General features: G+C 58.8%; 20 protein-coding genes. 13 read left to right on the top strand and 7 right to left on the bottom strand.

All coding sequences use genetic code 11. From position 1 onward, the window contains the following. Positions 1-72: 72 nt before the first annotated feature. Together MWU53_RS04945 and MWU53_RS04940 are read right to left on the bottom strand one after the other, a co-directional pair. Positions 73-876, bottom strand: a complete 804-nt coding sequence (locus tag MWU53_RS04945; protein WP_247091053.1) for a mechanosensitive ion channel domain-containing protein — start codon at positions 874-876, stop codon at positions 73-75. A 116-nt stretch (positions 877-992) separates the two neighbouring features. Beyond that, positions 993-3,458 (bottom strand): penicillin acylase family protein, encoded by a 2,466-nt coding sequence (locus MWU53_RS04940; protein ID WP_247091051.1) that lies wholly within the window; start codon positions 3,456-3,458, stop codon positions 993-995. Between the two features lie 106 nt (positions 3,459-3,564). Between MWU53_RS04940 and MWU53_RS04935 the strand changes: the two genes are divergently transcribed. After that, positions 3,565-4,437 (top strand): NAD(P)-dependent oxidoreductase, encoded by an 873-nt coding sequence (locus MWU53_RS04935; protein ID WP_247091049.1) that lies wholly within the window; start codon positions 3,565-3,567, stop codon positions 4,435-4,437. 53 nt (positions 4,438-4,490) lie between these two features. Here MWU53_RS04935 and MWU53_RS04930 read toward each other — a convergent pair whose 3' ends face one another. Both MWU53_RS04930 and hemB read right to left on the bottom strand, forming a co-directional pair. Further along, positions 4,491-5,057, bottom strand: a complete 567-nt coding sequence (locus MWU53_RS04930) for a YSC84-related protein (RefSeq protein WP_247091047.1) — start codon at positions 5,055-5,057, stop codon at positions 4,491-4,493. A 172-nt stretch (positions 5,058-5,229) separates the two neighbouring features. Next, the gene (hemB, locus tag MWU53_RS04925) at positions 5,230-6,246 is read right to left on the bottom strand and encodes a porphobilinogen synthase (protein WP_247091044.1); all 1,017 of its coding nucleotides are present in this window, start codon (positions 6,244-6,246) and stop codon (positions 5,230-5,232) included. A 181-nt stretch (positions 6,247-6,427) separates the two neighbouring features. Here hemB and MWU53_RS04920 point away from each other — a divergent pair, with 181 nt between their 5' ends. The 8 genes from MWU53_RS04920 to lpxB all read left to right on the top strand — a co-directional run bounded on the left by MWU53_RS04920 (position 6,428) and on the right by lpxB (position 16,944). Then, positions 6,428-6,952 (top strand): component of SufBCD complex, encoded by a 525-nt coding sequence (locus MWU53_RS04920; protein ID WP_247091042.1) that lies wholly within the window; start codon positions 6,428-6,430, stop codon positions 6,950-6,952. 53 nt (positions 6,953-7,005) lie between these two features. Then, positions 7,006-10,461 (top strand): transcription-repair coupling factor, encoded by a 3,456-nt coding sequence (gene mfd / locus MWU53_RS04915; RefSeq protein WP_247091040.1) that lies wholly within the window; start codon positions 7,006-7,008, stop codon positions 10,459-10,461. A 131-nt stretch (positions 10,462-10,592) separates the two neighbouring features. Then, positions 10,593-12,947 (top strand): outer membrane protein assembly factor BamA, encoded by a 2,355-nt coding sequence (gene bamA / locus MWU53_RS04910; RefSeq protein ID WP_247091038.1) that lies wholly within the window; start codon positions 10,593-10,595, stop codon positions 12,945-12,947. A gap of 88 nt (positions 12,948-13,035) precedes the next feature. After that, positions 13,036-13,617: an OmpH family outer membrane protein gene (locus MWU53_RS04905; protein ID WP_247091035.1), complete on the top strand. Its 582-nt coding sequence runs from the start codon at positions 13,036-13,038 to the stop codon at positions 13,615-13,617. Positions 13,618-13,704: 87 nt separating this feature from the next. Continuing rightward, positions 13,705-14,169 (top strand): 3-hydroxyacyl-ACP dehydratase FabZ, encoded by a 465-nt coding sequence (gene fabZ, locus MWU53_RS04900; protein WP_247091033.1) that lies wholly within the window; start codon positions 13,705-13,707, stop codon positions 14,167-14,169. A 2-nt stretch (positions 14,170-14,171) separates the two neighbouring features. Continuing rightward, a complete protein-coding gene (gene lpxA / locus MWU53_RS04895; protein ID WP_247091030.1) occupies positions 14,172-14,969 on the top strand; it encodes an acyl-ACP--UDP-N-acetylglucosamine O-acyltransferase in 798 nt (265 codons plus the stop codon). A gap of 5 nt (positions 14,970-14,974) precedes the next feature. After that, positions 14,975-15,787: a UDP-2,3-diacylglucosamine diphosphatase LpxI gene (lpxI, locus tag MWU53_RS04890; RefSeq protein WP_247091028.1), complete on the top strand. Its 813-nt coding sequence runs from the start codon at positions 14,975-14,977 to the stop codon at positions 15,785-15,787. Then, positions 15,784-16,944, top strand: a complete 1,161-nt coding sequence (gene lpxB / locus MWU53_RS04885) for a lipid-A-disaccharide synthase (RefSeq protein ID WP_247091026.1) — start codon at positions 15,784-15,786, stop codon at positions 16,942-16,944. The genes lpxI and lpxB overlap by 4 nt, the downstream gene beginning before the upstream one ends. Positions 16,945-17,040: 96 nt before the next feature. Here lpxB and mnmA read toward each other — a convergent pair whose 3' ends face one another. Next, positions 17,041-18,189 carry a tRNA 2-thiouridine(34) synthase MnmA gene (gene mnmA, locus MWU53_RS04880; RefSeq protein WP_247091024.1) on the bottom strand — a complete coding sequence of 383 codons (1,149 nt, stop codon included), beginning with the start codon at positions 18,187-18,189 and terminating at the stop codon, positions 17,041-17,043. Positions 18,190-18,312: 123 nt separating this feature from the next. Between mnmA and MWU53_RS04875 the strand changes: the two genes are divergently transcribed. After that, positions 18,313-18,591, top strand: coding sequence for a DUF1153 domain-containing protein (locus MWU53_RS04875; RefSeq protein WP_247091022.1), 279 nt, complete (start codon positions 18,313-18,315; stop codon positions 18,589-18,591). 95 nt (positions 18,592-18,686) lie between these two features. Continuing rightward, on the top strand, positions 18,687-19,400 hold the full coding sequence (locus tag MWU53_RS04870; protein WP_247091020.1) for a response regulator transcription factor CtrA: 714 nt from the start codon (positions 18,687-18,689) through the stop codon (positions 19,398-19,400). A 66-nt stretch (positions 19,401-19,466) separates the two neighbouring features. On the opposite strand, the gene MWU53_RS04865 is transcribed toward MWU53_RS04870, so the two are convergent. Then, a complete protein-coding gene (locus MWU53_RS04865; protein WP_247091018.1) occupies positions 19,467-20,378 on the bottom strand; it encodes a pseudouridine-5'-phosphate glycosidase in 912 nt (303 codons plus the stop codon). Then, entirely contained in the window at positions 20,375-21,262 is an 888-nt protein-coding gene (locus MWU53_RS04860) for a PfkB family carbohydrate kinase (protein ID WP_247091016.1), read from the bottom strand. Before MWU53_RS04860 ends, MWU53_RS04865 begins: the two co-directional genes overlap by 4 nt. A 212-nt stretch (positions 21,263-21,474) precedes the next feature. Here MWU53_RS04860 and rpsB point away from each other — a divergent pair, with 212 nt between their 5' ends. Both rpsB and tsf read left to right on the top strand, forming a co-directional pair. After that, positions 21,475-22,248 carry a 30S ribosomal protein S2 gene (gene rpsB / locus MWU53_RS04855; RefSeq protein ID WP_247091014.1) on the top strand — a complete coding sequence of 258 codons (774 nt, stop codon included), beginning with the start codon at positions 21,475-21,477 and terminating at the stop codon, positions 22,246-22,248. 101 nt (positions 22,249-22,349) lie between these two features. Then, positions 22,350-23,225 carry a translation elongation factor Ts gene (gene tsf / locus MWU53_RS04850; protein WP_247091012.1) on the top strand — a complete coding sequence of 292 codons (876 nt, stop codon included), beginning with the start codon at positions 22,350-22,352 and terminating at the stop codon, positions 23,223-23,225. Positions 23,226-23,358: the final 133 nt, after the last annotated feature.

The following is a 23,358-nucleotide window of genomic DNA, read 5'->3' as shown; positions in this document are numbered from 1 at the left end:
TATTCGAAGGCCATCCCGAAGGATGGCCTTCTGGCCGCGAGTGGCCGCACATCGTCCAGTTGTGGGGACGCGCTAGATGGCGTTATGGACGACGATCTGCTGGAAGGGGATCTCGATCCCGTCTTTCTGAAACTGCTCGTAAATTGCTTGGGGCAGGCTGTATTTCACATCGAAGTAGTGCGCACCATCGGCGAACGGACGCACCAGAAGATCGACTGACGAGGCATTCAGGGTCTCAACCTCGACGAAGGGGGCGGGCTCGGACAGTACATGTTCATGGGCCTTTAGAACCTTCGCGATCGAGGCTTTTACCTTCTTGATGTCGCTGCCATAGGCCACGGATGCAATCATATCGACACCGCGAATGGCGTGATGCGAGTGGTTGGTGATCTTGCTTCCCCAGATCTCAGAGTTGGGGATGATGATGTGCTGGTTGTCGAAAGTAATCATGTCGGTTGTGAACAGCGTGATCGTGTCCACCTTGCCGAATGTCCCAGCCGCGTCCACGAAATCGCCAACTTTAAAGGGGCGAAACAGGATTAACATGATCCCGGCAGCAAGGCTGGACAGGGTGCCCTGAAGGGCCAGACCGACCGCCAGACCTGCCGCACCCAGAATGGCGATCAGCGATGTAGTCTCGATGCCAAACCGATCCAAAACGATCAGTCCGGCAAAAACCAAAATCCCATAACGGGCAATCGAGCCGAGGAAATGGAACAGCGTTTCGTCCAAGGCTTCATGGCTTCGGCCAAGTTTGATCACAAAGCGCTTCACCAGACTGGCAAGCCAATACGCCGCGATGGCAATGATAGCCACGTAAATCACATTCAAAGCGTTGGCTTGTACCCAGCCCATCCCTTGCGAGACATTCTCCATGTCGGTTTTCCTAACTGTCTGCATTTATCAGTTAGGTCGATGTAAGGACGAGAGCGGCCCGGAAATAAGGGGAAAAGCGCGTGGGATATAACCCAGGGCGATAACCGCAAGCGGGATTAGGGGCGTGGAACCAGCGTTGTGACCCCGACCGCTGCGGCCCGTGCCAGATCGGGATCCAGAGACATGGGTGTGAACTCGCCCCGTCGCCACAGCTCGCCCAGGTCATCATAGTGGCGTGACAGAGGATGCCCTGATTGTCCGGTCGACGTTACAAAGAGCGAGCTGTCAGGATCCGAGAAGTCATAGACGCCACGATAGGCGGCCCCGTGGACGTTCTGGAACGGGTTCTGGCCCGTGCCCGCGGTCAGCCCGCGCAACAGCGTGTTGTCCCCGCCCGAGGTCGACTGACGGATGTTCACGAACCACTTCAGGAAGGGCACGTCGCCCAGCACAGCGTGTTTGTGGACGGCTTGGTGATAATCCCCCCAGCGCAGGCTTTCCTGTTTGCCGCCTGCGTTTTCTGACAGCCATAGCAGCGCGTCATCCAGCGCAATGCGGGCGATGTCGGTACAGGTCTCGGTCGCGGCGGATTGAATCACGTCGCACCAGACCGACGCACCGTCCACGTCGCGATAGATACGCTCCATAAAGACCGGGTCTACATGGGTGAAGGCTGTGGCCAATGGACCAAGCTCGTCCCGGATCAGACGGTTCTGAAGGGCGCGCATCCATGCAGAGTAAATCAGCGGCTCGGGCATGTGCTCGCTCATCTCGCCATTCCAGTCCGCCAGCAAGGACAGCGCGTCTTGGCGGGCTCGTTGGGGGGTCCCGACCGGTGCGGCTTCGCCGGTGAACCAGAGATCCGCTGCAACCAGTGGCAACAGCGTGCGCGCAGTAACCGACACGCTGTCCAGCTGCGCTTCGATGAAACTGTCGCGCGTATGCACCTCGCGCGCCTGCATCAAGCGCTGCCAGCGTTGAATGCGCTGGCTGTCGCCCCAGTTGAAGCTCATATGCGCAGGGAAGGCGCGGTCGATGATCTTGTTATTGGTGTTGCCTAGGATCCCGCCCGAGGGCTGCACGAATTCCGGATTGGCGCTGTAGCTGAATGGGACGCCCCACTGGTTATCCTTGATCCAGCCCGGGCTGGGAATGCGGCCCTGCGTCTGGTGGCGCGGGCTACGGCCCGGCATCTGGCCGATCACCTTCATGGCGATCGTATCCGTGTCTGCCATGGTCAGGGTCAAGCTGGGGGCGACGTAATCTGCGGCGGCGGCGATCCCATCCATCACGGTCTTCGCGCGCATCAAACCGATCCCAGCGCTCATCGAGCGGTCTTTATCGGTCAGCAGCGTCCAGGACAGGGACATCGCATGGCCCACGGGCGTGATCAGCCCAAGGTCATACATCTCGGACGGCAGGATCGGCCCGTTGGGCGTCCATTGCAGGGTTAGCGTAACCGGCGCTTCGTCTTTAATTTTTACAATCGTCCCGCGCGTTTTGAGGGGGCGGTAACCGTCGGGGGTAAGGACTTCATCCAAGTTGTTCGGGTTCAGCTTCTCAAGGAACAGGTCCTGATCATCGAGGTAAGACGAGGTGATGCCAAAGCCAAACCCGTCGGTCCGCCCGGCCATAATCAAAGGCATGCCGGGGATGGACCCGCCAATCACGCCGCCAGTGCCGAGCTCTAGCCGTGCCAGATACCAGATCGACGGGGCCGAGAACCCAAGATGCGGATCATTGGACAGCAGAGTACCGCCTGCCGCCGAGCGGGTCGGCGCCGCCGCCCATCCGTTCGATGCGCCTGCAAAGCCGCGTTTGGGGCTGGGCCAGAGGTCTGGACGGTCTTGAGCGTCGAGGGCCGCAAACCGCGGGACGTCCTCGTCAAACAATGCTGCGTATTCCGGCAGTGCGGCGACGCCGGTTCCCGGCATGTCTGGCAGGATATCGCGCACGCGATCCTCGGGCAGAGCAAGCGAGACACGGGCGCGCAGGACTTCCTCTTCCAATTGACCTGCCAGTTGCACGCCCATCAGCTTCAGGATGGCGAGGCTATCCACCGGCTGCCACGGCGAGATTTCGTTTGAGAACAGGAAAAACTCGGGTGCGCCGCGGCCCAGAGCTTCGGAATTCACCCGCGCCAGATAGGCGTTCACGCCAGACGCATAGGCCGAAAGCGCTGCCTTGGTATCCTCGTCCTGATACTGCAGCGATCCACGCGCGAGCGTGTAGAGGTCCAGACGCCGCATCAGTTCGTCCGTTTTCAAGGTGCGCGGGCCGAACATTTCGGACAGACGCCCTTGCACGGTGCGGCGCATTATCATCATCTGCCACAGGCGGTCCTGTGCATGGACATAGCCAAGGCCGAAGAACACATCGCTGTCATTCTCGCCTATGATATGCGGGATGTTGGCATTGTTGCGGATGATCTCGACCGGGGCGGTGATGCCGGGTGTTTCGCGGGTCACGTCATAGTCGGGCAGCGACTGTGACGCCAGATAATAGACCAGCCCCATAATCGCGACGGCCAACCCGACCAAAGCAGCGGTGCCGCGGATCATCCACAGTATGATTTTGCCCATATGCAAACCTAATTTCTGTCCCTGTCGCCCGAAACGCAGGTTGAACTTGCCCTCGTGAGCGGTAACTACTGTGAACTGAATGGGAATTCAACGAAAGGGTCTTGGTATGGCAAAATGTGCGTTTTTAGGCTTGGGCGTGATGGGCTATCCGATGGCGGGTCACCTTGTTGCGCAAGGCCACGAGGTCACGGTGTACAACCGCACGACGGCCAAGGCCGAGGCTTGGGCCAAGGAATATGGCGGCAAATGGGCGTCGACCCCGCGCGAGGCGGCGATGGGCGCGGATTTTGTCATGACCTGCGTGGGCAATGATGACGATTTGCGCTCGGTGGTGCTGGGGGATCAGGGCGCTTTGGCCGGCATGGTAGACGGTGCAATCTTTGTGGATCACACCACGGTGTCGGCCGCTGTGACACGTGAACTCTATGCGGACGCCAAAGCCACAGGCGTGTCCTTCGTGGATGCGCCTGTATCCGGCGGTCAGGCCGGGGCCGAGAATGGCGTGTTGTCCATTATGTGCGGTGGCGATCAGGCTGCCTATGACGCGGCCGAGCCAATCATGCAGGCCTATGGCCGTACGGTAAAACGGCTTGGCGAAAGTGGCGCGGGGCAGTTGACCAAGATGGTCAACCAGATCTGTATCGCAGGACTGGTTCAGGGGCTGTCGGAAGGCCTGCACTTTGCCGAGAAAGCCGGGCTGGACCTGCGCGAGGTTGTCGACGTGATCCAAGGTGGCGCCGCGGGCAGCTGGCAGATGGTGAACCGGCACGCGACCATGGCGGATGACCACTTTGACCACGGGTTTGCAGTGGATTGGATGCGCAAGGATCTGGGGATTTGCCTGAACACGGCCAATGAAAATGGTGCCAGCCTGCCGGTCACAGCGCTGGTCGATCAGTTCTATAAGGATGTGCAGAAGCTTGGTGGCGGGCGTTGGGACACGTCCAGTCTGATCAAGCGGCTGCGGGCGCTAGACTAAATGAAAAGGGCGGCCTCTGGGGCCGCCCTAAGTTTTTGGGGATGTGCGTCGGATCAGGGAATGACCCGCGTGTATTTCGCACCTTCGATCGAGGCGCCTGCGATCAATCCAGCCTGACCAAACACAACGGCCACAACCGGTGAAGATGCGGTAATCGTATCAGCGGTCAAACGGTCGCCTTCGTTCTGGAATGCGTATTTGATGTCAGCCGAGGCAACCCAACCCGCATCCGAGCGGAAATCCTGCAGCGCTTCATCGGTCATGAAGAACAGGACATGGGCGAACTGCTGGGCGCCGATTTGCAAGCCTGCACTGGCTTGCGTCAACGCGTAATAATCCACCGTTACGCCATTGATGCGCAGTGCGCCGCGCCCATAGGCACCGCCAAGGCCAAATCCGGCTTCGGTCACCAAGGGCATCACCAGTTGCCCCGAGGAGCGCTCGGCCAATTGACGTGCATCAGGATAGCGGTTGTAGAGATAGGACAGCGCGCTATCGGCCCGCGCGTCGATCCGCGCACCACCGCTGGAGCCGACGCTGTTATCACAAGCCGCCAGTGCCATGCCAGCACCAACGAGACCAGCCAGAATCCCACGACGAGTAAATTTCGAAATCTGCATGTTTTTGCCTTTATGCCTCATGCTGGGTCGCCATACCGCCAAGGCATGTGATCGACCGGGTTGCTCGAACGCGGATCTGTGTCCGCTTTGGCACAAAATATAGCGGATCACGCGCGGGCTGTCACCTAGAAGTAAGGCGTGCTGCGGAAAATCGCCGGTGCAGACCGCAGGGTTAGCCTTCTGCCAGAAGGCGTGCCATGCGGGGCGCAAAGTAGGTCAGGATGCCATCACAGCCCGCGCGTTTGAACGCCATCAGGCTTTCGGCCATCACCTTGTCGCCGTCCAGCCAGCCGTTCTGCGATGCCGCCATCAGCATCGCGTATTCGCCCGAGACCTGATAGGCGAAGGTCGGCACGCCAAAGCTGTCTTTCACGCGGCGGCAGATGTCCAGATAGGGCATGCCCGGCTTGACCATGATCATATCCGCGCCTTCTTGCAGGTCGCGTTCGACCAGACGCATCGCCTCGTCACTGTTGGCGGGGTCCATCTGATAGGTCTTCTTATCGCCTTTCAGCGCGCCCGAGGCCCCGACCGCGTCGCGGAACGGGCCATAGAAGGCGCTCGCATATTTCGCGGTATAGCTCATGATGGTGAGGTTATGATACCCGGCGGCCTCGATCGCCGTACGCATCGCGCCGATACGTCCGTCCATCATGTCTGACGGTCCAAGAATGTCTGCCCCGGCTTCGGCCTGTGCCAACGCCATCTTGACCAAAGCCTCGACCGTTTCGTCATTCACGATCTCACCACCCCGAACGATCCCGTCATGGCCATTGGCGTTATAGGGGTCCAGCGCGATGTCGGTCATTACGGCGATCTCAGGCACCTCGGCCTTGATGGCGCGAATGGCGCGGTTCGACAGGTTATCAGGGTTCCAGGCCTCTTCGCAGGCCTCGGTCTTCAGCGCGGGATCGGTGTAGGGAAAGATGCAAATCGCCGGGATTCCCAGCGCATGCGCCTCTTTCGCGGCTTTCACCACCAGATCTACCGATTTCCGTGTGACACCGGGCATCGAGGGGATCTCTTGTTCTACATTCACGCCTTCGACCACGAAGACCGGCCAGATCAGATCCGCCGCCGTCAGCGTGTTTTCCCGCACCAGATCGCGCAACGCGCCGGACGATCGCGTGCGGCGCAGGCGCGTGGCGGGGAAGGGGGCGACTGTATTGGGCTGAGGAATGCGGCTCACAAGGCTCTCCTTGGCTGGGCGTGGCCGTGTGAGGGCCATAAAAGTGATCTGAAACTACCTGCCACGGGTCCGACAAGTTCACAAGTCCGCAATTTTCCGTTTCGAAAGCTGTTCCCGCTGGCACACGATCCACCCCGACGCTAGGGTGAAGCGCAACCAGACCGCCAACAGAGGACCAAGTTTGGATCTTTACGCCACCCTTTTCGAAATCATTGATATGCGGTCCTTTTCCAACCTGTGGTACTGGATTGGCCTTGCGGTGGCGTGGTCTATGGCCAGCTATTGGGTGATGGGCGTGCCCTATGACATGATCCAACGCGCGGGCCGCATCGAAGGCGAGGCGCAAGAGGACCTTGAGACCATCGTGCGTGTGAACTGCAACCGCATCACATCGCTGTCCGAGCAATCGGGGATGTCCTTGATCGCGGTTGCCTCGGCCATCTTGTCATCTCTGGTTATTCTGGGGTTCTGGTACGGCGTGGAGTTTGCCCAAGCTGTATTCCTGTTAATGTTTCCCATGGTGTTCGTCGGGCTAATGTCCGCGCGAACGGCCATAACAATCCAAAGCCAAGCGCTTGAAGGCGAAGCCTTGCGCCGGTATTTGCTGCGGCATCGCTTGCTGGTGCAACTGATCGGGATGGTGGCCATCCTGATCACCGCTCTTTGGGGCATGAATCACAACCTTGCCAATGGCGTATTAAGGTAATCCCGACCGACCCGGCTCTTGCGTGGCCCTAGCTGCACGGATACATCCGCCGCATGGACAAGCTTATTCTTTCTGGCGCCCCCGAGGGCTTTGACGCGACCCTTGTAATAAAGGAGCTCGACAGGTCTGGCGGGCCGGTTGTCCACGTGGCGCGGGATGAAAAGCGACTTGCGGCGATGCAGGCGGCACTTCGTTTTTTTGCGCCGGATGTTGTTTGCGTCACCTTTCCCGGATGGGATTGCTTGCCGTTTGATCGGGTGTCCCCCAATGCTGACGTGTCTGCCGCCCGGATGGCGACACTGGCGGGGTTGGCGACGGGCCAGATCAAGGGCCGGTTTGTCCTTCTGACCACGCTGAACGCTGTCACCCAGCGCTTGCCTGCCCGCGCGACATTGGCCGAGGCCAGCTTTGTCGCCAACGTCGATCAGTTGCTGGACGTGGATGCGCTGCGCGGATTTCTGGTGCGTATGGGCTTTTCTCAGTCCCCAACTGTGATGGAACCGGGGGATTTCGCTGTGCGCGGGGGCATAATCGACATTTTCCCGCCGGGGGAAAGCGGCCCTGTGCGTCTGGATCTGTTCGGAGACGTTCTTGACGGTGTGCGCCGCTTTGATCCCGCGACCCAACGCACGACGGAAAGCCTGAAAGGGGTCGAACTTGCCCCGGTCTCGGAAGTTATTCTGGATGACACCGCAATCACGCGATTCCGTCAGAACTACAGAATCGAATTCGGCGCGGCCGGGTCGGATGATCCGCTGTACGAGGCCGTGTCGGCAGGACGCAAGCATCAGGGGATCGAGCACTGGTTGCCGTTTTTCCATGAAGAGCTGGAAACCGTGTTTGATTATCTGCCCGACGCGTCCGTTATGCTGGATGACGGGTTGGACCCCGCACGCCTTGCCCGGTGGGAGTCGATCACCGATCAATACGAGACCCGCAAGATCGCGATGAATGCGAAGAACCGGATGGACAGTGTCTATAAGCCTTGTCCGCCGGAGCTTCTGTATCTGGATGATCCCGCCTGGGCCACGGCGTTGGATGGACGTCGCGTTGTGCAATTGACGGCATTGCCGCAGCCTACGGGCGCGGGCGTTGTGGATGGCGGCGGCCGGATTGGGCGCAACTTCTCGCCTGAACGACAGCAAGAGAATGTCAACCTTTTCAAGTCTCTCGCGGATCATATTGAAGCAAAGCATGAGGCATCTGTCGTCGTGGCATCCTATTCCGAAGGTGCACGGGAGCGGCTTCAAGGTCTGCTGGCTGATGAGGGTGTGATCACAAGTCAGATGATCACTAATTTTCGCGATGTACCGGACAAAGCTGGCGGGATTTATCTGGCGGTCTGGGCGTTGGAGCACGGCTTCGAGGGGCCGGGGCTAACGGTGATCTCGGAGCAGGACGTTCTGGGCGACCGCCTGATCCGCGCGCCCAAGCGCAAACGCCGTGCCGAAAACTTCCTGACCGAAGCGCAAAGCCTGTCGCCTGGTGACCTGATTGTGCACGTGGACCACGGGGTCGGCAAATATAATGGGCTGGAAACCGTCACGGCGATGGGCGCCCCCCATGAATGTCTGGCGCTGGAGTATGCCGGCGGGGATCGCCTGTTTGTGCCGGTTGAAAACATCGAGCTACTGTCCAAGTTCGGCCAAGATACGGGCCTTCTGGATAAACTCGGCGGCGGCGCGTGGCAGGCCAAGAAAGCCAAGCTGAAAGAGCGCATCCGCGAGATCGCGGACAAGCTGATCCGGCTGGCTGCTGAACGCGAGCTGCGCAAGGCGCCTTTGCTAGAAGCCCCGCATCACGCGTGGGAAGAGTTCTCGGCGCGCTTCCCCTATCAGGAAACAGACGATCAGCTATCTGCGATTGAGGACGTGATCGAGGATCTGGCCTCGGGTCGACCGATGGATCGCTTGATCTGCGGGGATGTGGGCTTTGGTAAAACCGAAGTCGCTATGCGCGCGGCCTTTGTGGCAGCCATGTCCGGCCAGCAAGTCGCCGTGATCGCGCCCACGACTTTGCTTGCGCGCCAGCATTTCAAAAGCTTCTCAGAACGGTTCCGGGGCTTCCCGATCAATGTCGGACAGCTGTCACGGTTCGTGGGGCAGGCCGAAGCGAAACGCACCCGCGAGGGCATGTCGCGCGGCACCATGGACATTGTCGTCGGCACCCATGCGCTGCTGGCAAAGGATGTGCGGTTCGAAAACCTCGGTCTGCTGATCGTCGACGAAGAACAGCGTTTTGGTGTGAACCATAAGGAACGCCTGAAGGAGTTGCGTTCCGACGTGCACGTCCTGACGCTCTCGGCCACGCCGATCCCGCGCACGCTGCAGATGTCGCTGTCTGGCGTTCGGGACTTGTCGATCATCGGCACGCCGCCTGTCGATCGCCTGTCGATCCGCACCTATGTCTCGGAATTCGACGGCGTCACGATCCGCGAGGCGCTGTTGCGCGAACATTATCGCGGCGGGCAGAGCTTCTATGTTGTGCCGCGCGTCAAGGACATCCCGGACATCGAGGCGTTCCTGAAAGACCACGTGCCGGAGGTCAGCTTTGTTGTCGCCCACGGACAGATGGCGGCGGGCGAGTTGGACGACCGCATGAACGCCTTCTATGACGGCAAGTATGACGTGCTTCTGGCGACCACCATTGTCGAGAGCGGGATCGACATTCCGACTGCCAATACGATGATCGTGCACCGCGCGGACATGTTCGGTCTGGCGCAGCTTTACCAGATCCGGGGTAGGGTGGGCCGCTCGAAAACCCGTGCCTATGCCTATCTGACCACGAAACCCCGTGTGCCTTTGACGCAGACCGCGCAGAAACGGCTGCGGGTGCTGGGGTCTCTGGATACGCTTGGGGCTGGGTTCACGCTGGCCAGCCAGGATTTGGACATTCGCGGCGCGGGCAATCTGGTGGGCGAAGAACAATCCGGCCAGATGCGCGAAGTGGGCTATGAGCTTTACCAGCAGATGCTGGAAGAGGCGATTGCCAAGATCAAGTCTGGTCAATTGGAAGGCTTGTCCGAGGCTGATACCGGTTGGGCGCCGCAGATCAACCTGGGTGTTCCGGTATTGATCCCAGATAGTTACGTACCAGATCTTGATGTGCGTCTTGGCCTTTATCGCCGCCTGTCGTCTTTGTCTAAGAAGGTAGAGCTGGAAGGATTTGCGGCCGAACTGATCGACCGTTTCGGCCCGCTGCCGAAAGAGGTGAACACCCTGATGCTGATCGTGCGCATCAAGGGCATGTGTAAGCGCGCAGGCATTGCGAAGCTGGATGGCGGACCGAAAGGGGCCACGATCCAGTTCCATAACGACAAGTTCGCCTCTCCTGTCGGATTGGTTGAATTCATTCAAGCGCAGAACGGTCTGGCGAAGGTACGCGACAACAAGATCGTGGTGCGTCGGGACTGGCGCAAAACCTCGGACAAAATCCGTGGGGCCTTTGCCATTGCGCAGGATTTGGCGGTGAAGGTGAAAGAAGCCAGGGCGCAAGAAAAGAAAGCCTGATCAGAGCAGGATTTGCGCCCCAAGGCGGCCAGATGTGCAACACCTTGCGAACACCGTGTTTCGCGCTTTGACAAGGCGGTACTGACCCCTTATCCACGTGGACACTGGGATGTCTAAAGAAAGATTGAAACATGGCATTTTTTGAGGGGTCTGGCAGCGCAGCCGGGACAACCGCATTCAAAGCGCTAAAAGGACTGGCCAGCAGCAGTGGATTGGCTATTTTCCTTGCAATTTCAGGGGGGGCTGCCACCGTCCCGATGCCAGCTCAGGCACAGACCTATTCGTTTTCTAAGGTCGAGATCGAAGGCACGCAGCGGATCGAGGCTGCAACCATCCTATCCTATTTGGGAATCGCCCAGGGTGAGACGGTCAGCGCAGCCCAGCTGAATGACGGTTATCAGCGCCTTGTTGCGTCCGGTCTTTTCGAAGACGTCAAAGTCATCCCCCGCGGCAATGTTCTGGTCGTGCAAGTTCGCGAGTATCCGACCATCAACGTCGTGTCCGTGGAAGGAAACCGCAAGGTCAAGGATGAGATCTTCGAAGATCTGCTGAAATCGAAGCCGCGCCAGGTGTTCAGCCCGGCAACGGCCGAGCAGGACGTGCAGACCATCGTCGAAGTATATCAGGCGCAAGGCCGCTTGGCCGCACAAGTCACGCCCAAGATCATCCGGCGCGCCAACAACCGCGTGGATCTGGTGTTCGAGGTGGTTGAAGGCAAGAACACCGAAATCGAACGTCTGTCCTTTGTCGGCAACCGCAAGTTCTCGGATGCGCGACTGCGTCGGGTTCTGGAAACCAAGCAGGCCGGCATTCTGCGCGCGTTGATCCAACGCGATTCCTATGTTCCCGAACGGATCGAGTTTGATAAACAGGTCCTGAAGGATTTCTATCTATCGCGCGGGTATGTTGACTTCAAAACCACCGGTGTCACCAGCGAGTTCTCGCGCGAACGCGACGCGTTCTTTATCACATTCCAGGTTCAAGAAGGTCTGCAGTTCCGTTTCGGCGAGATCACGACAGTATCCGAAGTGGACGGTGTTGACGCAGAAGACTTCCATGCGGCGCAAAGCATCAAGTCTGGCAACGTGTTTAGCCCTGCGCAACTTGACAATGCAATTGCCCGGTTGGAGCGTTTGGCCATTCAAAAAGGCCTGGATTTCATTCGCGTCGACCCGCGTGTCACCCGTGACGAGCGCAATCAGATTTTGGACATCGAGCTGGTTCTGACCCGCGGGCCGCGGATCATTGTCGAGCGCATCGATATCGAAGGCAACGCGACCACGCTGGACCGCGTCATTCGCGATCAATTCCGTGTGGTTGAGGGCGACCCCTTCAACCCGCGCGAAATCCGCGAAGCCTCTGAACGTGTGCGCGCTCTTGGCTTCTTCGCGGATACGAAGGTCGAGCCTCGTCAGGGCTCGGCACCGGATCAGGTGGTGATTGACGTGGATGTCGAGGAAGCGCCGACCGGTTCGTTGAGCCTGGGTGGTGTATACAGTCTTGAGAAAGGGTTCGGTCTGAACATTGCGTTCAGCGAACGGAATTTCCTGGGACGTGGTCAGTTTATTTCGGCCAGCTTCCAGAACACCGATGACAGTGCGGATTTCTCGTTCAAATTCGCCGAGCCTGCTTTCTTGGGCCGCGATCTAGAGTTTGCAATCGAGACGTACTATCAGTCCACGGATCAGGCCTCGTCCTTCTATAGCACGCGTTCGCTGGCGTTCCGTCCGTCGATCGCGTTCCCGATCAACGAGTATTCGCGTCTCGGTCTGCGGGTCTACGCTGACGGAACCGAGATCACCGATGTCAGCGCTGACAGTTCGGACCTGCTGAAAGCGGATGAAGCACGCGGTCGTCAGATCGGTGGCGGTCTTGGCTTCTCGTATAGCTATGACACGCGTCGGACCGGGTTGGACCCCAAACGCGGATATCTGTTCCAAGTGGATGGCGACATTGGTGGCATCGGTGCGGATTACCAGTATGCGCGTGCAACTGCACTGGCGCAGGCTCTTACGCGGGTTTGGAGCGATCAGGTGACACTGTCGGCGACCGTCGAGGGCGGCTTCCTGACCAGTCTGAACGGCGCAAATTCACGCGTGACCGACCGCTTCCGCTTGGGCCCGTCCAAGCTGCGTGGTTTCGCGACCAACGGTCTTGGTCCCCGCGACCTGACGGCGACGAACGAGGATACTCTGGGTGGCAACATGTTTGCCGTTGCCCGTCTTGAAGCACAGTTTCCGCTGGGGCTTCCGGAAGAATACGGCATCACAGGCGGTCTGTTTGTAGATGCGGGTTCTTTGTGGGGGCTGGATGATACGCTTGGCGGGACCATTGATGACAGTGCGCATTTGCGGTCGTCCATCGGCGCATCGATTTTCTGGGATACCCCGATCGGTCCTCTGCGCTTCAACTACTCCAAGGTTCTGGCCAAGGAAAGCTATGACGAAGAAAACAACTTCGAGCTCACAATCTCGGCTCAGTTCTGATCAAGAAGTGCCTCGGGTGAACCGGGGCACTTTTTTTCGACATGTGGCCTGCATTGCGGCACTCTCAGCGGTGATGTTTGGCGTGTCTATGCCCAAGGCTGCGACAGCACAGCAAGCTGTGCAATCGGTGTCACAGATTGTCACGATTGACCGCCAACGGCTGTTTTCTGACACCGCATATGGCCAGCGTGTCCTTGCAACGGTCGAGGTCGAACGCGCACGCTTGGCGCAAGAGACCCGCGAAGCAGAAATAGCTCTGGCCGAAGAAGAGAAGCTGCTGACCGAGCAGCGAGACTCGTTGGATCCCGCTTCGTTTCGTGTTCTGGCCGACGCTTTTGACCAGAAAGTCAACGAGCTGCGTGCTGAAGGTCAACAGCGCGAACAAGAGTTCGTGCGTGTTCTGGAGCGCGAGCAGTCCGCGTTTTTCGAGCGTATCGGACCGATTTTGGGTCAAATTGTGCGCGAGCTTGGGGCCGTGGTGATCCTGGATCGCCGCGCAATTTTGCTGGCGACACAGAACATCGACATCACGGATTTGGCCATTCGCCGGATTGACCTAGAACTTGGGGACGGCATCACCAATCCGACCGACCCGGAAGCTCAGCCCGTGGATGCCGCACCCGGTGAAACGACGGACAGTGCCACACCCGACGATGACGGAAACAATTGAATCGGATTGTTTCGCTCTGGCAGGGCTGTTAATCAGTGACGTCAGACAATAGGCGTGAAAAGCGCCGGGACAGAAGGAAAAACAGACATGGTCGACGTGCCCAGCACAGCTGATATTCAGCTTATTCAGGAATGTATCCCCCACCGCTATCCCTTCCTTCTGGTCGATAAGGTCGAAGACATCCGTGCGGGTGAATTTGCCCGTGGCATCAAGATGGTCACGATGAACGAGCCGCATTTTCAAGGCCACTTCCCGGGTCTTCCGATCATGCCGGGCGTGACGATCATCGAAGCGATGGCACAGACCTCGGCGGTGATGGTGTCGCTCTCGCTCGATCTGGTTGGGTCGGGAGCTGTTGTTTATTTCATGGGCATCGACTCGGCCAAGTTCCGCCGAAAAGTGGTTCCGGGTGATCGTCTTGAGCTGGAGGTGACCACGGTGCGCGGAGGCGCAAAGGTGTGGAAGTTTGACGGTGTCGCCAAGGTTGATGGCGAAATCGCTTGTACCGCCACGTTTATGGCGATGATCGACGTCACTGCTGGAAAGGGCTGAATATGGGGATTGATCCCTCGGCCAAGATCCATGCCAGTGCCATTGTTGACGATGGTGCTATCATTGGCGCGGATTGCCAGATTGGCCCTCTCTGCACGGTTGGGCCTCAGGTCAAGCTGGGCAAAGGTGTTGAACTGAAATCTCATGTTGTCGTCACGGGCGAAACCGAGATTGGCGACGATACCGTGGTTTTTCCGTTCTCGGTCATCGGTGAAATCCCGCAGGATCTGAAATTTGCGGGTGAAAACACCAAGCTGATCATCGGCAAGCGCAACCGGATTCGCGAGCATGTCACCATGAACACCGGCACCGCTGGCGGCGGTTATGTCACGCGTGTGGGCGATGACGGGTTGTTCATGGCGGGCTGCCATGTGGCGCATGATGCCCAGATCGGCAACAAGGTTATCTTGGTGAACAACGTGGCCGTTGCAGGCCATGTGGTGATCGAGGATGACGTGATCGTTGGCGGTCTGTCCGGACTGCACCAATGGGTGCGCATCGGGCGCGGAGCCATTATTGGCGCGCTTTCGATGGTCACCGCCGATGTGTTGCCGCATGCTCTGGTCCAAGGCCCACGCGGAGAGCTGGACGGCCTGAACCTTGTGGGCCTAAAGCGCCGTGGCGTAGATCGCGCGGACATCACCGCCTTGCGCGCGGCCTTCCTTATGCTGAAACAGGGCGAAGGCTCGTTTCAGGAACGAGCGGCGCGTTTGGGCGAGGAAAGCGACAGCGCCTATGTGCGCGAAATGGTCGAGTTCATCACGGGCGACAGCGACCGTGGTTTCCTGACGCCGAAATAATCGCCATGTCGGATCGCCTCGCCATCATCGCCGGGACCGGAGAGCTGCCGCAACAGATCGCGGCGGCCAATCCGGATGCTCTTTTCGTGACGATCAAAGGCGTTGACGTGTCTGTGCCCGATGGGTTCGAGCACGCAGCCGCGAGCTATGAAAAGCTGGGGGCCTTGTTCAAAGCGATGCGCGGGGCAGGGGTCGTGCGTGTCGTATTTGCGGGCAAGGTGGACCGGCCCAAGCTGAACCCTCTGCGTATGGATCGGGTGACTTTGGGGTTGTTTCCCCGGGTGAAGGCCGTTCTGGGCAAGGGCGACGACGCGCTTTTGCGTCTTGTGGCCGAAGTATTCGAGGAACAGGGCTTCACCGTCGTTGGGGCCACAGATGTGACCGCTGCGCTGGCCATCGAGGCCAGTCACACCGGTCGCGCGCCTGACGCGCAGGACCGTGAAGACGCAGATCGCGGCTGGAAGTTGCTGGACGTATTGGCGGGCGAAGACATTGCGCAGGGCGTGGTGATCGCAGGCGGACAATGTCTGGGCATTGAAAGCATTCAGGGCACTAACGCGTTGCTGACATTTGCGGGGCAGACACCCGAGCACCTGAAACAAGGGGCACGTGGCGTCTTTGTGAAACGTCCAAAGCCTGGTCAGGACGGGCGGATGGATATTCCGACGATTGGACCGGATACAGTGCGCGCGGTGGCGGCGGCTGGTCTGGGCGGGATCGTGTTGGAAGAAGGCGTGATCGTATTGGAACGGGCCGAGGTTGAACGCTTGCTGTCTGAGCATGATCTGTTTTTGGACGTACGGAAGGGGCAATCATGAAAGTTTTCATGATCGCGGGCGAGCCATCCGGCGACCGTTTGGGCGCTGCTCTTATGGAAGGCTTGAAGACCCTGCGCCCGGATGTTGAATTCATTGGCATCGGCGGTGCCGCAATGGAAGAGCAGGGGCTGACCTCTCGTTTTCCCATGTCCGAGCTATCCATCATGGGAATTGCCGAAGTCGCGCCGAAGTACTTTCACCTGAAGCGCCGCATACGCGAAACCGCCGAGGCCGTCGTCGCGGCGGATCCGGACGTCTTGATCACCATCGACAGCCCGGATTTCTGCCTGCGCGTGGCACGGATCGTGAAAGAAGAAGAAGTCGAGGGCCAGACCTTCGGCCACGATATCCCGATCGTGCATTACGTTGCCCCGTCGGTCTGGGCGTGGCGCCCGAAACGCGCCGCCAAGATGGCACGCTGGGTGGACCATGTGCTGGCGTTGTTGCCGTTCGAGCCACCTTATATGCAAGCCGCGGGCATGGGCTGTGACTTCGTTGGGCATCCAGTCGTGGCCGAACCGCAAGCAGATGAGGCTGCGGCGCACGCCTTCCGTGACGCACACGGCATCGGGGACGCACCGCTTCTGCTGGTCCTTCCGGGCTCGCGCAAGGGCGAAGTCTCGCGTCTGGCCGAGCGGTTTGGCGAGGTGATAGCCCACGCCAAACGAGCGAAACCTGACCTTCAAGTGGTGCTGCCCATGGCGCAGGGCGTCGAGGACCTTGTGCGCGAAGAGACCGCGAAATGGTCTGTCTCACCCATCCTGATCCCCGCAGCACAGCAGGACGACAAACGCGCGGCGTTCAAAGCCGCAGATGTCGCGCTTGCGGCCTCGGGCACTGTGTCCTTGGAACTGGCTGCGGCGCACACCCCGATGGTCATCGCTTATGACATGAATTGGCTCAGCCGCTTCCTGATTGGTCGGATGCTGAAGATCGACACGGTAACGCTGGTCAATCTGGTCTCGGACACCCGCGCGATCCCGGAATTTCTTGGGAAGGACTGTACGCCAGACCGTATCACGCCCGCGTTGTTGGCGGTTCTGGAAGCGCCAGAAGCCCAGAACGAGGCGATGCGTGTGACGATGGAACGCCTTGGACAAGGTGGTGAGGCGCCGGGGCTACGCGCGGCGCGCTCAGTGTTGGTCGCGATTGGCTAGCCCTTCCAAGCTCGACGGACTTTAAATTCCCTGCCTCTCGCTTCGCTCGAACGGGAATTTGAACGCATCTTTAAGTATCCGTCTCGTGGAAGCGCTTTACCCGCGCCAGATCCATCCGCCGCCAAAGATGCGCGGGCCATCCGTGTCGTAGAACACGCAGGCCTGTCCGGGGCTGACGCCTTCCTCGGGGGTCAGCAATTCCACTTCGGCTTCCGTGTCTGAGATCGGGCGGATGATCGCCTCGCGCGGGGGGCGAGTCGAGCGGATTTTGACGCCCAGATGCCATTCCTTGCGCGAGGTGAAGGGCTCGTCGCCCAGCCAGTTGATCTCGCGAACAGGAACGACACGGGTGGCGAGCATCTCTTTCGGGCCGACAACGACCTGTTTGTTGTCCACGTCCAGCTTCACCACATAGAGCGGTTCAGACAGGCCGCCGATACCGAGGCCACGGCGCTGACCAATCGTGTAGTGAATGACGCCCTCGTGTTTGCCCAACACGCGGCCATCCACATGAACGATTTCACCCGGTTCGGCGGCGCCGGGGCGCAGCTTCTCGATCACGCCGGCATAGTTGCCGTCGGGCACGAAACAGATGTCTTGACTGTCGGGTTTGTCCGCGACTTCTAGTCCATATTTCCGAGCGAGTTCACGGGTTTCAGCCTTGGTCTTCAAGTGGCCAAGGGGGAAACGCAGATAATCCAGCTGCTCGGGCGTGGTGGAAAACAGGAAGTAGCTTTGATCGCGCACGGGGTCGGCCGCGCGATGCAGTTCGGCACCGATATTGCCCATCTCACGTTGGATATAGTGGCCCGTTGCCATGCAATCGGCACCCAGATCACGTGCCGTTTCCAGCAGGTCTTTGAACTTCACTCGTTCGTTGCAACGAATGCACGGCACAGGGGTCGCGCCGCCCAGATAGCTGTCGGCGAACTCCTCGATCACCGCATCCTGAAAGATATTCTCGTAGTCCAGGACATAATGGGGGAAGCCCATATCCTCGGCCACGCGGCGCGCATCATGAATGTCGATCCCGGCGCAGCAGGCGCCTTTCTTGGCCAGCGCCGCACCGTGATCATAAAGCTGGAGCGTTACGCCGATCACGTCATAGCCTTCCTCGGCCAGCATGGCTGCTACGACCGAGCTGTCCACCCCGCCGGACATCGCGACGACGACCCGCGTTTCGGCGGGAGATTTGGCAAAGCCAAGAGAATTCAGCGCGGGCACGGCCGATGCATTAACTGACATGTTGGGATCCTTATGGAAGCGTATCGGAATATAGGAAAATTCGAACGAACAACAAGGGGGCGCTTCACAGATCTTTAAGCCTGTCTGGGCATGGTCTTCCCAGATTATCTGTGAGGGTTCATCATGTATCTGAAAAAAATCGAGGGGCCGCGTGCTGTGACACTGCCTGATGGGTCAATCATGACGCGGGCAGATCTGCCACCACATGACACGCGCAGGTGGGTTGCCAGCCGAAAAGCGCGAGTCGTCAAGGGAATACGGTATGGGCTTTTGACGCATGACGAAGCCTGCTCGATCTATGATCTGTCGGTTGAAGAGCTTGAAGAGTGGCTTCGGGCCGTTGAAACACATGGTGAAGCGGCTCTGAAAGCAACAGAACTACAAAAATATAGACAACCATAGGTAGTATTCGCTAAAAGTTCTCATAGGGTAACCTGCGATTAACCATTTCACGCAATGTTCAACCCAAGACAGAACCAGATGCGGAGAAACCCATTATGAGAATCCTTCTTGTTGAAGATGATCCGACGACATCGCGTAGCATCGAGTTGATGCTGACACATGCGAACCTAAACGTCTATGCGACAGACTTGGGCGAAGAGGGGATCGATCTGGCAAAGCTTTATGATTACGATCTTATTTTGCTCGATTTGAATCTGCCTGACATGAACGGACACGAAGTTCTACGTCAGTTGCGTATGGCCCGGATTGACACGCCGATCCTGATCCTGTCAGGAGCTGACGATACCGAAAACAAGATCAAAGGTTTCGGGTTCGGCGCAGACGACTATATGACGAAACCCTTCCATCGCGAAGAACTGATCGCCCGAATTCATGCGATTATCCGACGCTCGAAGGGGCATTCACAGTCGGTGATCAAAACGGGCCAGGTCTCGATCAATCTTGATGCAAAAACCGTTGATGTGGGTGGTCGTCCGGTTCATTTGACCGGCAAGGAATATCAAATGCTCGAACTGCTGTCGCTTCGCAAGGGGACGACGCTGACGAAAGAGATGTTCCTGAACCACCTATATGGCGGCATGGACGAACCAGAGCTGAAGATCATCGACGTTTTTATCTGCAAATTGCGGAAAAAGCTGTCCAACGCGACCGGCGGGGAAAACCATATCGAGACCGTTTGGGGACGTGGTTATGTGCTGCGAGACCCGGATCCAGTCGAGTTGGACTCGCAGATCGCGATTGGCGCCTAGTCTTCAAGCCATGGAGACACTGTGCTTTCTGGCATGGGAAAGGGCGGCTTGGCCGCCCTTTTGTTTTCAAGCGCCTGCGACAGAGCGCGCAATTTTTGCAGCAAGGCGTGCATTGTTCTTTACCAACGCAATGTTGGCCTCCAGCGACGCCCCATCGGTGGCGTGGAAAATGCGATCCAACAAATAAGGCGTAACACCTTTTGCCGAGATGCCGTCAGCTTCAGCAGCGGCGAGCGCCTCTTCGATGACTGGGGTGATGACTTCGCGCGGGATTTCAGCCTCGACGGGGATTGGATTGGCGATCAACTGCCCACCCTCAAGCCCCATCAGGGCGCGCGTTTTGGCTGCTGCGGCAATCTGATCGACGCTGTCCATACGAAGCGGGGCTGCGAGGTCCGATGTGCGGGACCAGAAAGCCGGGAAACTATCTTGCCCATATGCAATGACCGGAACGCCAAGCGTTTCCAGGACTTCCAGCGTTTTGGGCAGATCCAGAATGGCTTTGGCCCCTGCCGCCACCACGGTTACGGATGTTTTCGACAGTTCGCGCAGGTCAGCCGAGATGTCGAAACTCGTCTCTGCGCCACGGTGCACGCCGCCGATCCCTCCTGTTGCAAAGACCACGATCCCGGCCAGATGTGCTGCAATCATCGTGGCAGCGACGGTGGTGGCTCCGGTGCGCCCGGTTGCGATACATGCGGCCATGTCGGCGCGCGACAGTTTCGCCACGCCCTTGGCCTGACCCAGCGCATCCAGCTGTGCGTCATTGAGGCCAATGTGCAGATTTCCGTCCAGCACGGCGATCGTCGCCGGAACGGCACCGTTTTCGCGAATGACGGCTTCGACCGCGCGGGCGGTTTCGACATTCTGCGGGAATGGCATGCCATGGGTGATGATGGTGCTTTCCAGCGCCACAATTGGCGCGCCAGTATCGCGGGCGGCGGCGACCTCGTCCGAGAAATGCAGAGGCAGGGTCATAGGTCTTCTCCTGATACGTATTGGGCGGCTGTTTTTTGCGCCATCTCGAGTGAGACAGTGGGAGAATTCCCGGCGAGTTCGGCCGCGATATGGGCAGCCATGAACGTGTCGCCCGCACCGGTAATCCGACGTACGCGGACCGAAGGGCAGGGGGTATGGATCACACCACGCTGGTGATGGCCGTCGGCAGCAAAGCTTCCGCCATCGGTGACCAATACCCGCGTCGCTCCTGCATCCAGAAGCCCCTGTGCAGCTGAGCTTGCGCTGTCATATTGGGCCTCGGTCAGATAACCGGCTTCTTCGCGGTTAACATAGAGCGTTGCGCCTGGGTGCCGCATCAAAGGGGCCAGACGGCGCGCCTTGCCGGGACTGGCCGGGGCCACGCGCAGATCCGCTTGGGCGAAACTGGCGTGGGTCGCGATATCGTCTAGCAGCGCGCGTGTTAAGTTGCCGTCGAGCGCAATAGTGCCTGAATACGGTGCGTTGGCGCTTCCCAGTCGACCATCCTCTAAAGGGGCAAGGATCGCACGTCCGGCTGCTTCAAGCGTATGCGCGTCGGCTACGGCCGCGATCAGACCTTCCGGTCCTTCGATGGCCATATAGCGATCCGTGGGCAGATCTTCCGGGCGGTAAATGAACTCTGTATTCATCCCGCGGTCCGCGCATTCGTCCAGCAGTTCGTCGCCCTCGCGATCCCGTCCGACGGCCGTCAGCAGCGCCGAGCGAAGTCCGAACCGGTGCAGCGTCATCGCGATGTTCATCGCAACGCCACCCGGCAGGCGGGTAATTCGACCCGGTTCGTCCGAGCCGACGCGCATGGAGTGCGGGGTGCGCCCGATCACGTCCCAAAGAACCGAGCCAATACAAAGAATGTTCTGTGTCATGCCGGTTTTGTGCCGTGAAATCTGCGGAAGGACAAGCCATGACCGCAGGTCGTCGTTTTAGACTTGCACGGTCTGCATACGCCCTATATACGCGCGCTCACAAACCACAGGTGCTGTGCGGGCCGATGGGGGAGACATCCCCATCGCGTCCACCGGTTGAAGGGCAACCTTCGAAACGCAGCGCCGAGGATGAAACCGGAAAGGATATAGAAATGGCATTGCCTGATTTCTCGCTGCGCCAGCTGCTCGAAGCTGGTGTTCACTTTGGTCACCAGACCCAACGTTGGAACCCCCGTATGGCCCCGTTTATCTACGGTGAGCGCAACGGCATCCACATTTTTGACCTGACACAGACCCTGCCGATGCTGGACGCCGCACTGAACGCTGTGCGCGACACCGTTGCAAAAGGTGGCCGCGTACTGTTCGTTGGCACCAAACGTCAGGCCGCTGGCCCGATCGCTGATGCGGCTGAAAAGTCGGCTCAGTACTACATGAACCACCGCTGGCTGGGCGGCACGCTGACCAACTGGCAGACCGTTTCGAAGTCGATCAACCGCCTGAAAGAGGTGGACGAGAAGCTGGCGTCGGGTGCTGAAGGCCTGACCAAGAAAGAGCGTCTGGGCATGGAACGTGACCAGCAGAAACTGCAAGCCTCGCTGGGCGGGATCCGCGAAATGGGCGGTGTTCCTGATCTGCTGTTCGTCATCGACGTGAAGAAAGAAAGCCTGGCCATCGCAGAAGCCAACAAACTGGGTATCCCGGTTGTGGCTGTCGTCGACACCAACTGCCCGCCGGAAGGCGTGGATTACATGATCCCGGGTAACGACGACGCAGCACGCGCCATCGGCCTGTACTGTGATCTGGCTGCTCGTGCAGCTCTGGATGGTATGACCGCCCAGATGGGTGCCGCTGGTTTCGACCTGGGTGCGATGGAAGAAGCAATGGCAGAAGAAGCCGTTGCTGAAGAAGCTGCTCCGGCAGAATAAGACAGACCGCAAGCGCGGGGCAGGGGACTGGCCCGCGCAACTGTCACTGAATTGATACCCGGCGGGATTATCTCCCTGCTGGAACCCCAAGGAGTAGAGACATGGCAATCACTGCTGCACTCGTAAAAGAACTGCGTGAATCCACCGGCGTTGGCATGATGGACGCGAAAAAAGCCCTGGTCGAAAACGACGGCGACATGGAAGCCGCTCAGGACTGGCTGCGCACCAAAGGTCTGGCGAAAGCCGCCAAAAAAGCTGGCCGTACCGCCGCTGAAGGTCTGGTTGCTGTGACCGTGGCCGGTGGCAAAGGCGTTGCTGTCGAAGTGAACTCGGAAACCGACTTTGTTGCGAAGAACTCTGAGTTCCAGGACATGGTATCGGGCATCGCAGCTGCGGCTTTGACCGTTGCTGACGTTGACGCACTGAAAGGTGCTGACATGGGCGGCAAAACCGTTGAAGCCACCATCACCGACAAAATCGCCACCATCGGCGAAAACATGTCGCTGCGCCGCATGGCCACAGTCGAAGGCGAAAACGTTGTGACCTATGTGCACAACGCTGTCACCGACGGCATGGGCAAAATCGGCGTTCTGGTTGCCATGAACGGTGGCGACGAAGCATTTGGCCGTCAGGTTGCAATGCACATCGCAGCTGCCAACCCGCAGGCTCTGAACGAAGATGCTCTGGATCCGGCCGTGGTCGAGAAAGAACGTCAGGTTCTGACCGACCAAGCACGTGAAAGCGGTAAGCCCGAAAACATCATCGAGAACATGATCAAGGGCCGCATGAAGAAGTTCCTGGCAGAAGTGACCCTGCTGGGCCAAGACTTCGTCATCAACCCCGATCTGACTGTTGAAGCCGCTGCCAAAGAAGCCGGTGCCGAGATTGTCGGCTACGTGCGTATGGAAGTTGGCGAAGGCATCGAAAAAGAAGAAGTCGATTTCGCTGCTGAAGTCGCTGCTGCAGTTAAGGGCTAAGACCCACAGGGCAGGGCGCACGCTCTAGGCATGATAGAAAATTAAAGGCCGGTCAAATTGACCGGCCTTTTTCGTGCGCAACCAACTGTCCTTTTTGCTCTGTGCCAAGTGGTAAAAAGAAAAAAGCGCTGAC

It is taken from the genome of Aliiroseovarius sp. S1123, from assembly GCF_023015885.1.
Classification (GTDB): domain Bacteria; phylum Pseudomonadota; class Alphaproteobacteria; order Rhodobacterales; family Rhodobacteraceae; genus Aliiroseovarius.
This window is presented reverse-complemented; position numbering and strand designations above follow the sequence as displayed.

Coding starts and splice junctions, on each gene's coding strand:
- MWU53_RS04945 (WP_247091053.1), bottom strand. CDS start 876: ATGGAGAATGTCTCGCAAGGGATGGGCTGGGTACAAGCCAACGCTTTG.
- MWU53_RS04940 (WP_247091051.1), bottom strand. CDS start 3,458: ATGGGCAAAATCATACTGTGGATGATCCGCGGCACCGCTGCTTTGGTC.
- MWU53_RS04935 (WP_247091049.1), top strand. CDS start 3,565: ATGGCAAAATGTGCGTTTTTAGGCTTGGGCGTGATGGGCTATCCGATG.
- MWU53_RS04930 (WP_247091047.1), bottom strand. CDS start 5,057: ATGCAGATTTCGAAATTTACTCGTCGTGGGATTCTGGCTGGTCTCGTT.
- mfd (WP_247091040.1), top strand. CDS start 7,006: ATGGACAAGCTTATTCTTTCTGGCGCCCCCGAGGGCTTTGACGCGACC.
- bamA (WP_247091038.1), top strand. CDS start 10,593: ATGGCATTTTTTGAGGGGTCTGGCAGCGCAGCCGGGACAACCGCATTC.
- MWU53_RS04905 (WP_247091035.1), top strand. CDS start 13,036: ATGCCCAAGGCTGCGACAGCACAGCAAGCTGTGCAATCGGTGTCACAG.
- fabZ (WP_247091033.1), top strand. CDS start 13,705: ATGGTCGACGTGCCCAGCACAGCTGATATTCAGCTTATTCAGGAATGT.
- lpxA (WP_247091030.1), top strand. CDS start 14,172: ATGGGGATTGATCCCTCGGCCAAGATCCATGCCAGTGCCATTGTTGAC.
- lpxI (WP_247091028.1), top strand. CDS start 14,975: ATGTCGGATCGCCTCGCCATCATCGCCGGGACCGGAGAGCTGCCGCAA.
- lpxB (WP_247091026.1), top strand. CDS start 15,784: ATGAAAGTTTTCATGATCGCGGGCGAGCCATCCGGCGACCGTTTGGGC.
- mnmA (WP_247091024.1), bottom strand. CDS start 18,189: ATGTCAGTTAATGCATCGGCCGTGCCCGCGCTGAATTCTCTTGGCTTT.
- MWU53_RS04875 (WP_247091022.1), top strand. CDS start 18,313: ATGTATCTGAAAAAAATCGAGGGGCCGCGTGCTGTGACACTGCCTGAT.
- MWU53_RS04870 (WP_247091020.1), top strand. CDS start 18,687: ATGAGAATCCTTCTTGTTGAAGATGATCCGACGACATCGCGTAGCATC.
- MWU53_RS04865 (WP_247091018.1), bottom strand. CDS start 20,378: ATGACCCTGCCTCTGCATTTCTCGGACGAGGTCGCCGCCGCCCGCGAT.
- MWU53_RS04860 (WP_247091016.1), bottom strand. CDS start 21,262: ATGACACAGAACATTCTTTGTATTGGCTCGGTTCTTTGGGACGTGATC.
- rpsB (WP_247091014.1), top strand. CDS start 21,475: ATGGCATTGCCTGATTTCTCGCTGCGCCAGCTGCTCGAAGCTGGTGTT.
- tsf (WP_247091012.1), top strand. CDS start 22,350: ATGGCAATCACTGCTGCACTCGTAAAAGAACTGCGTGAATCCACCGGC.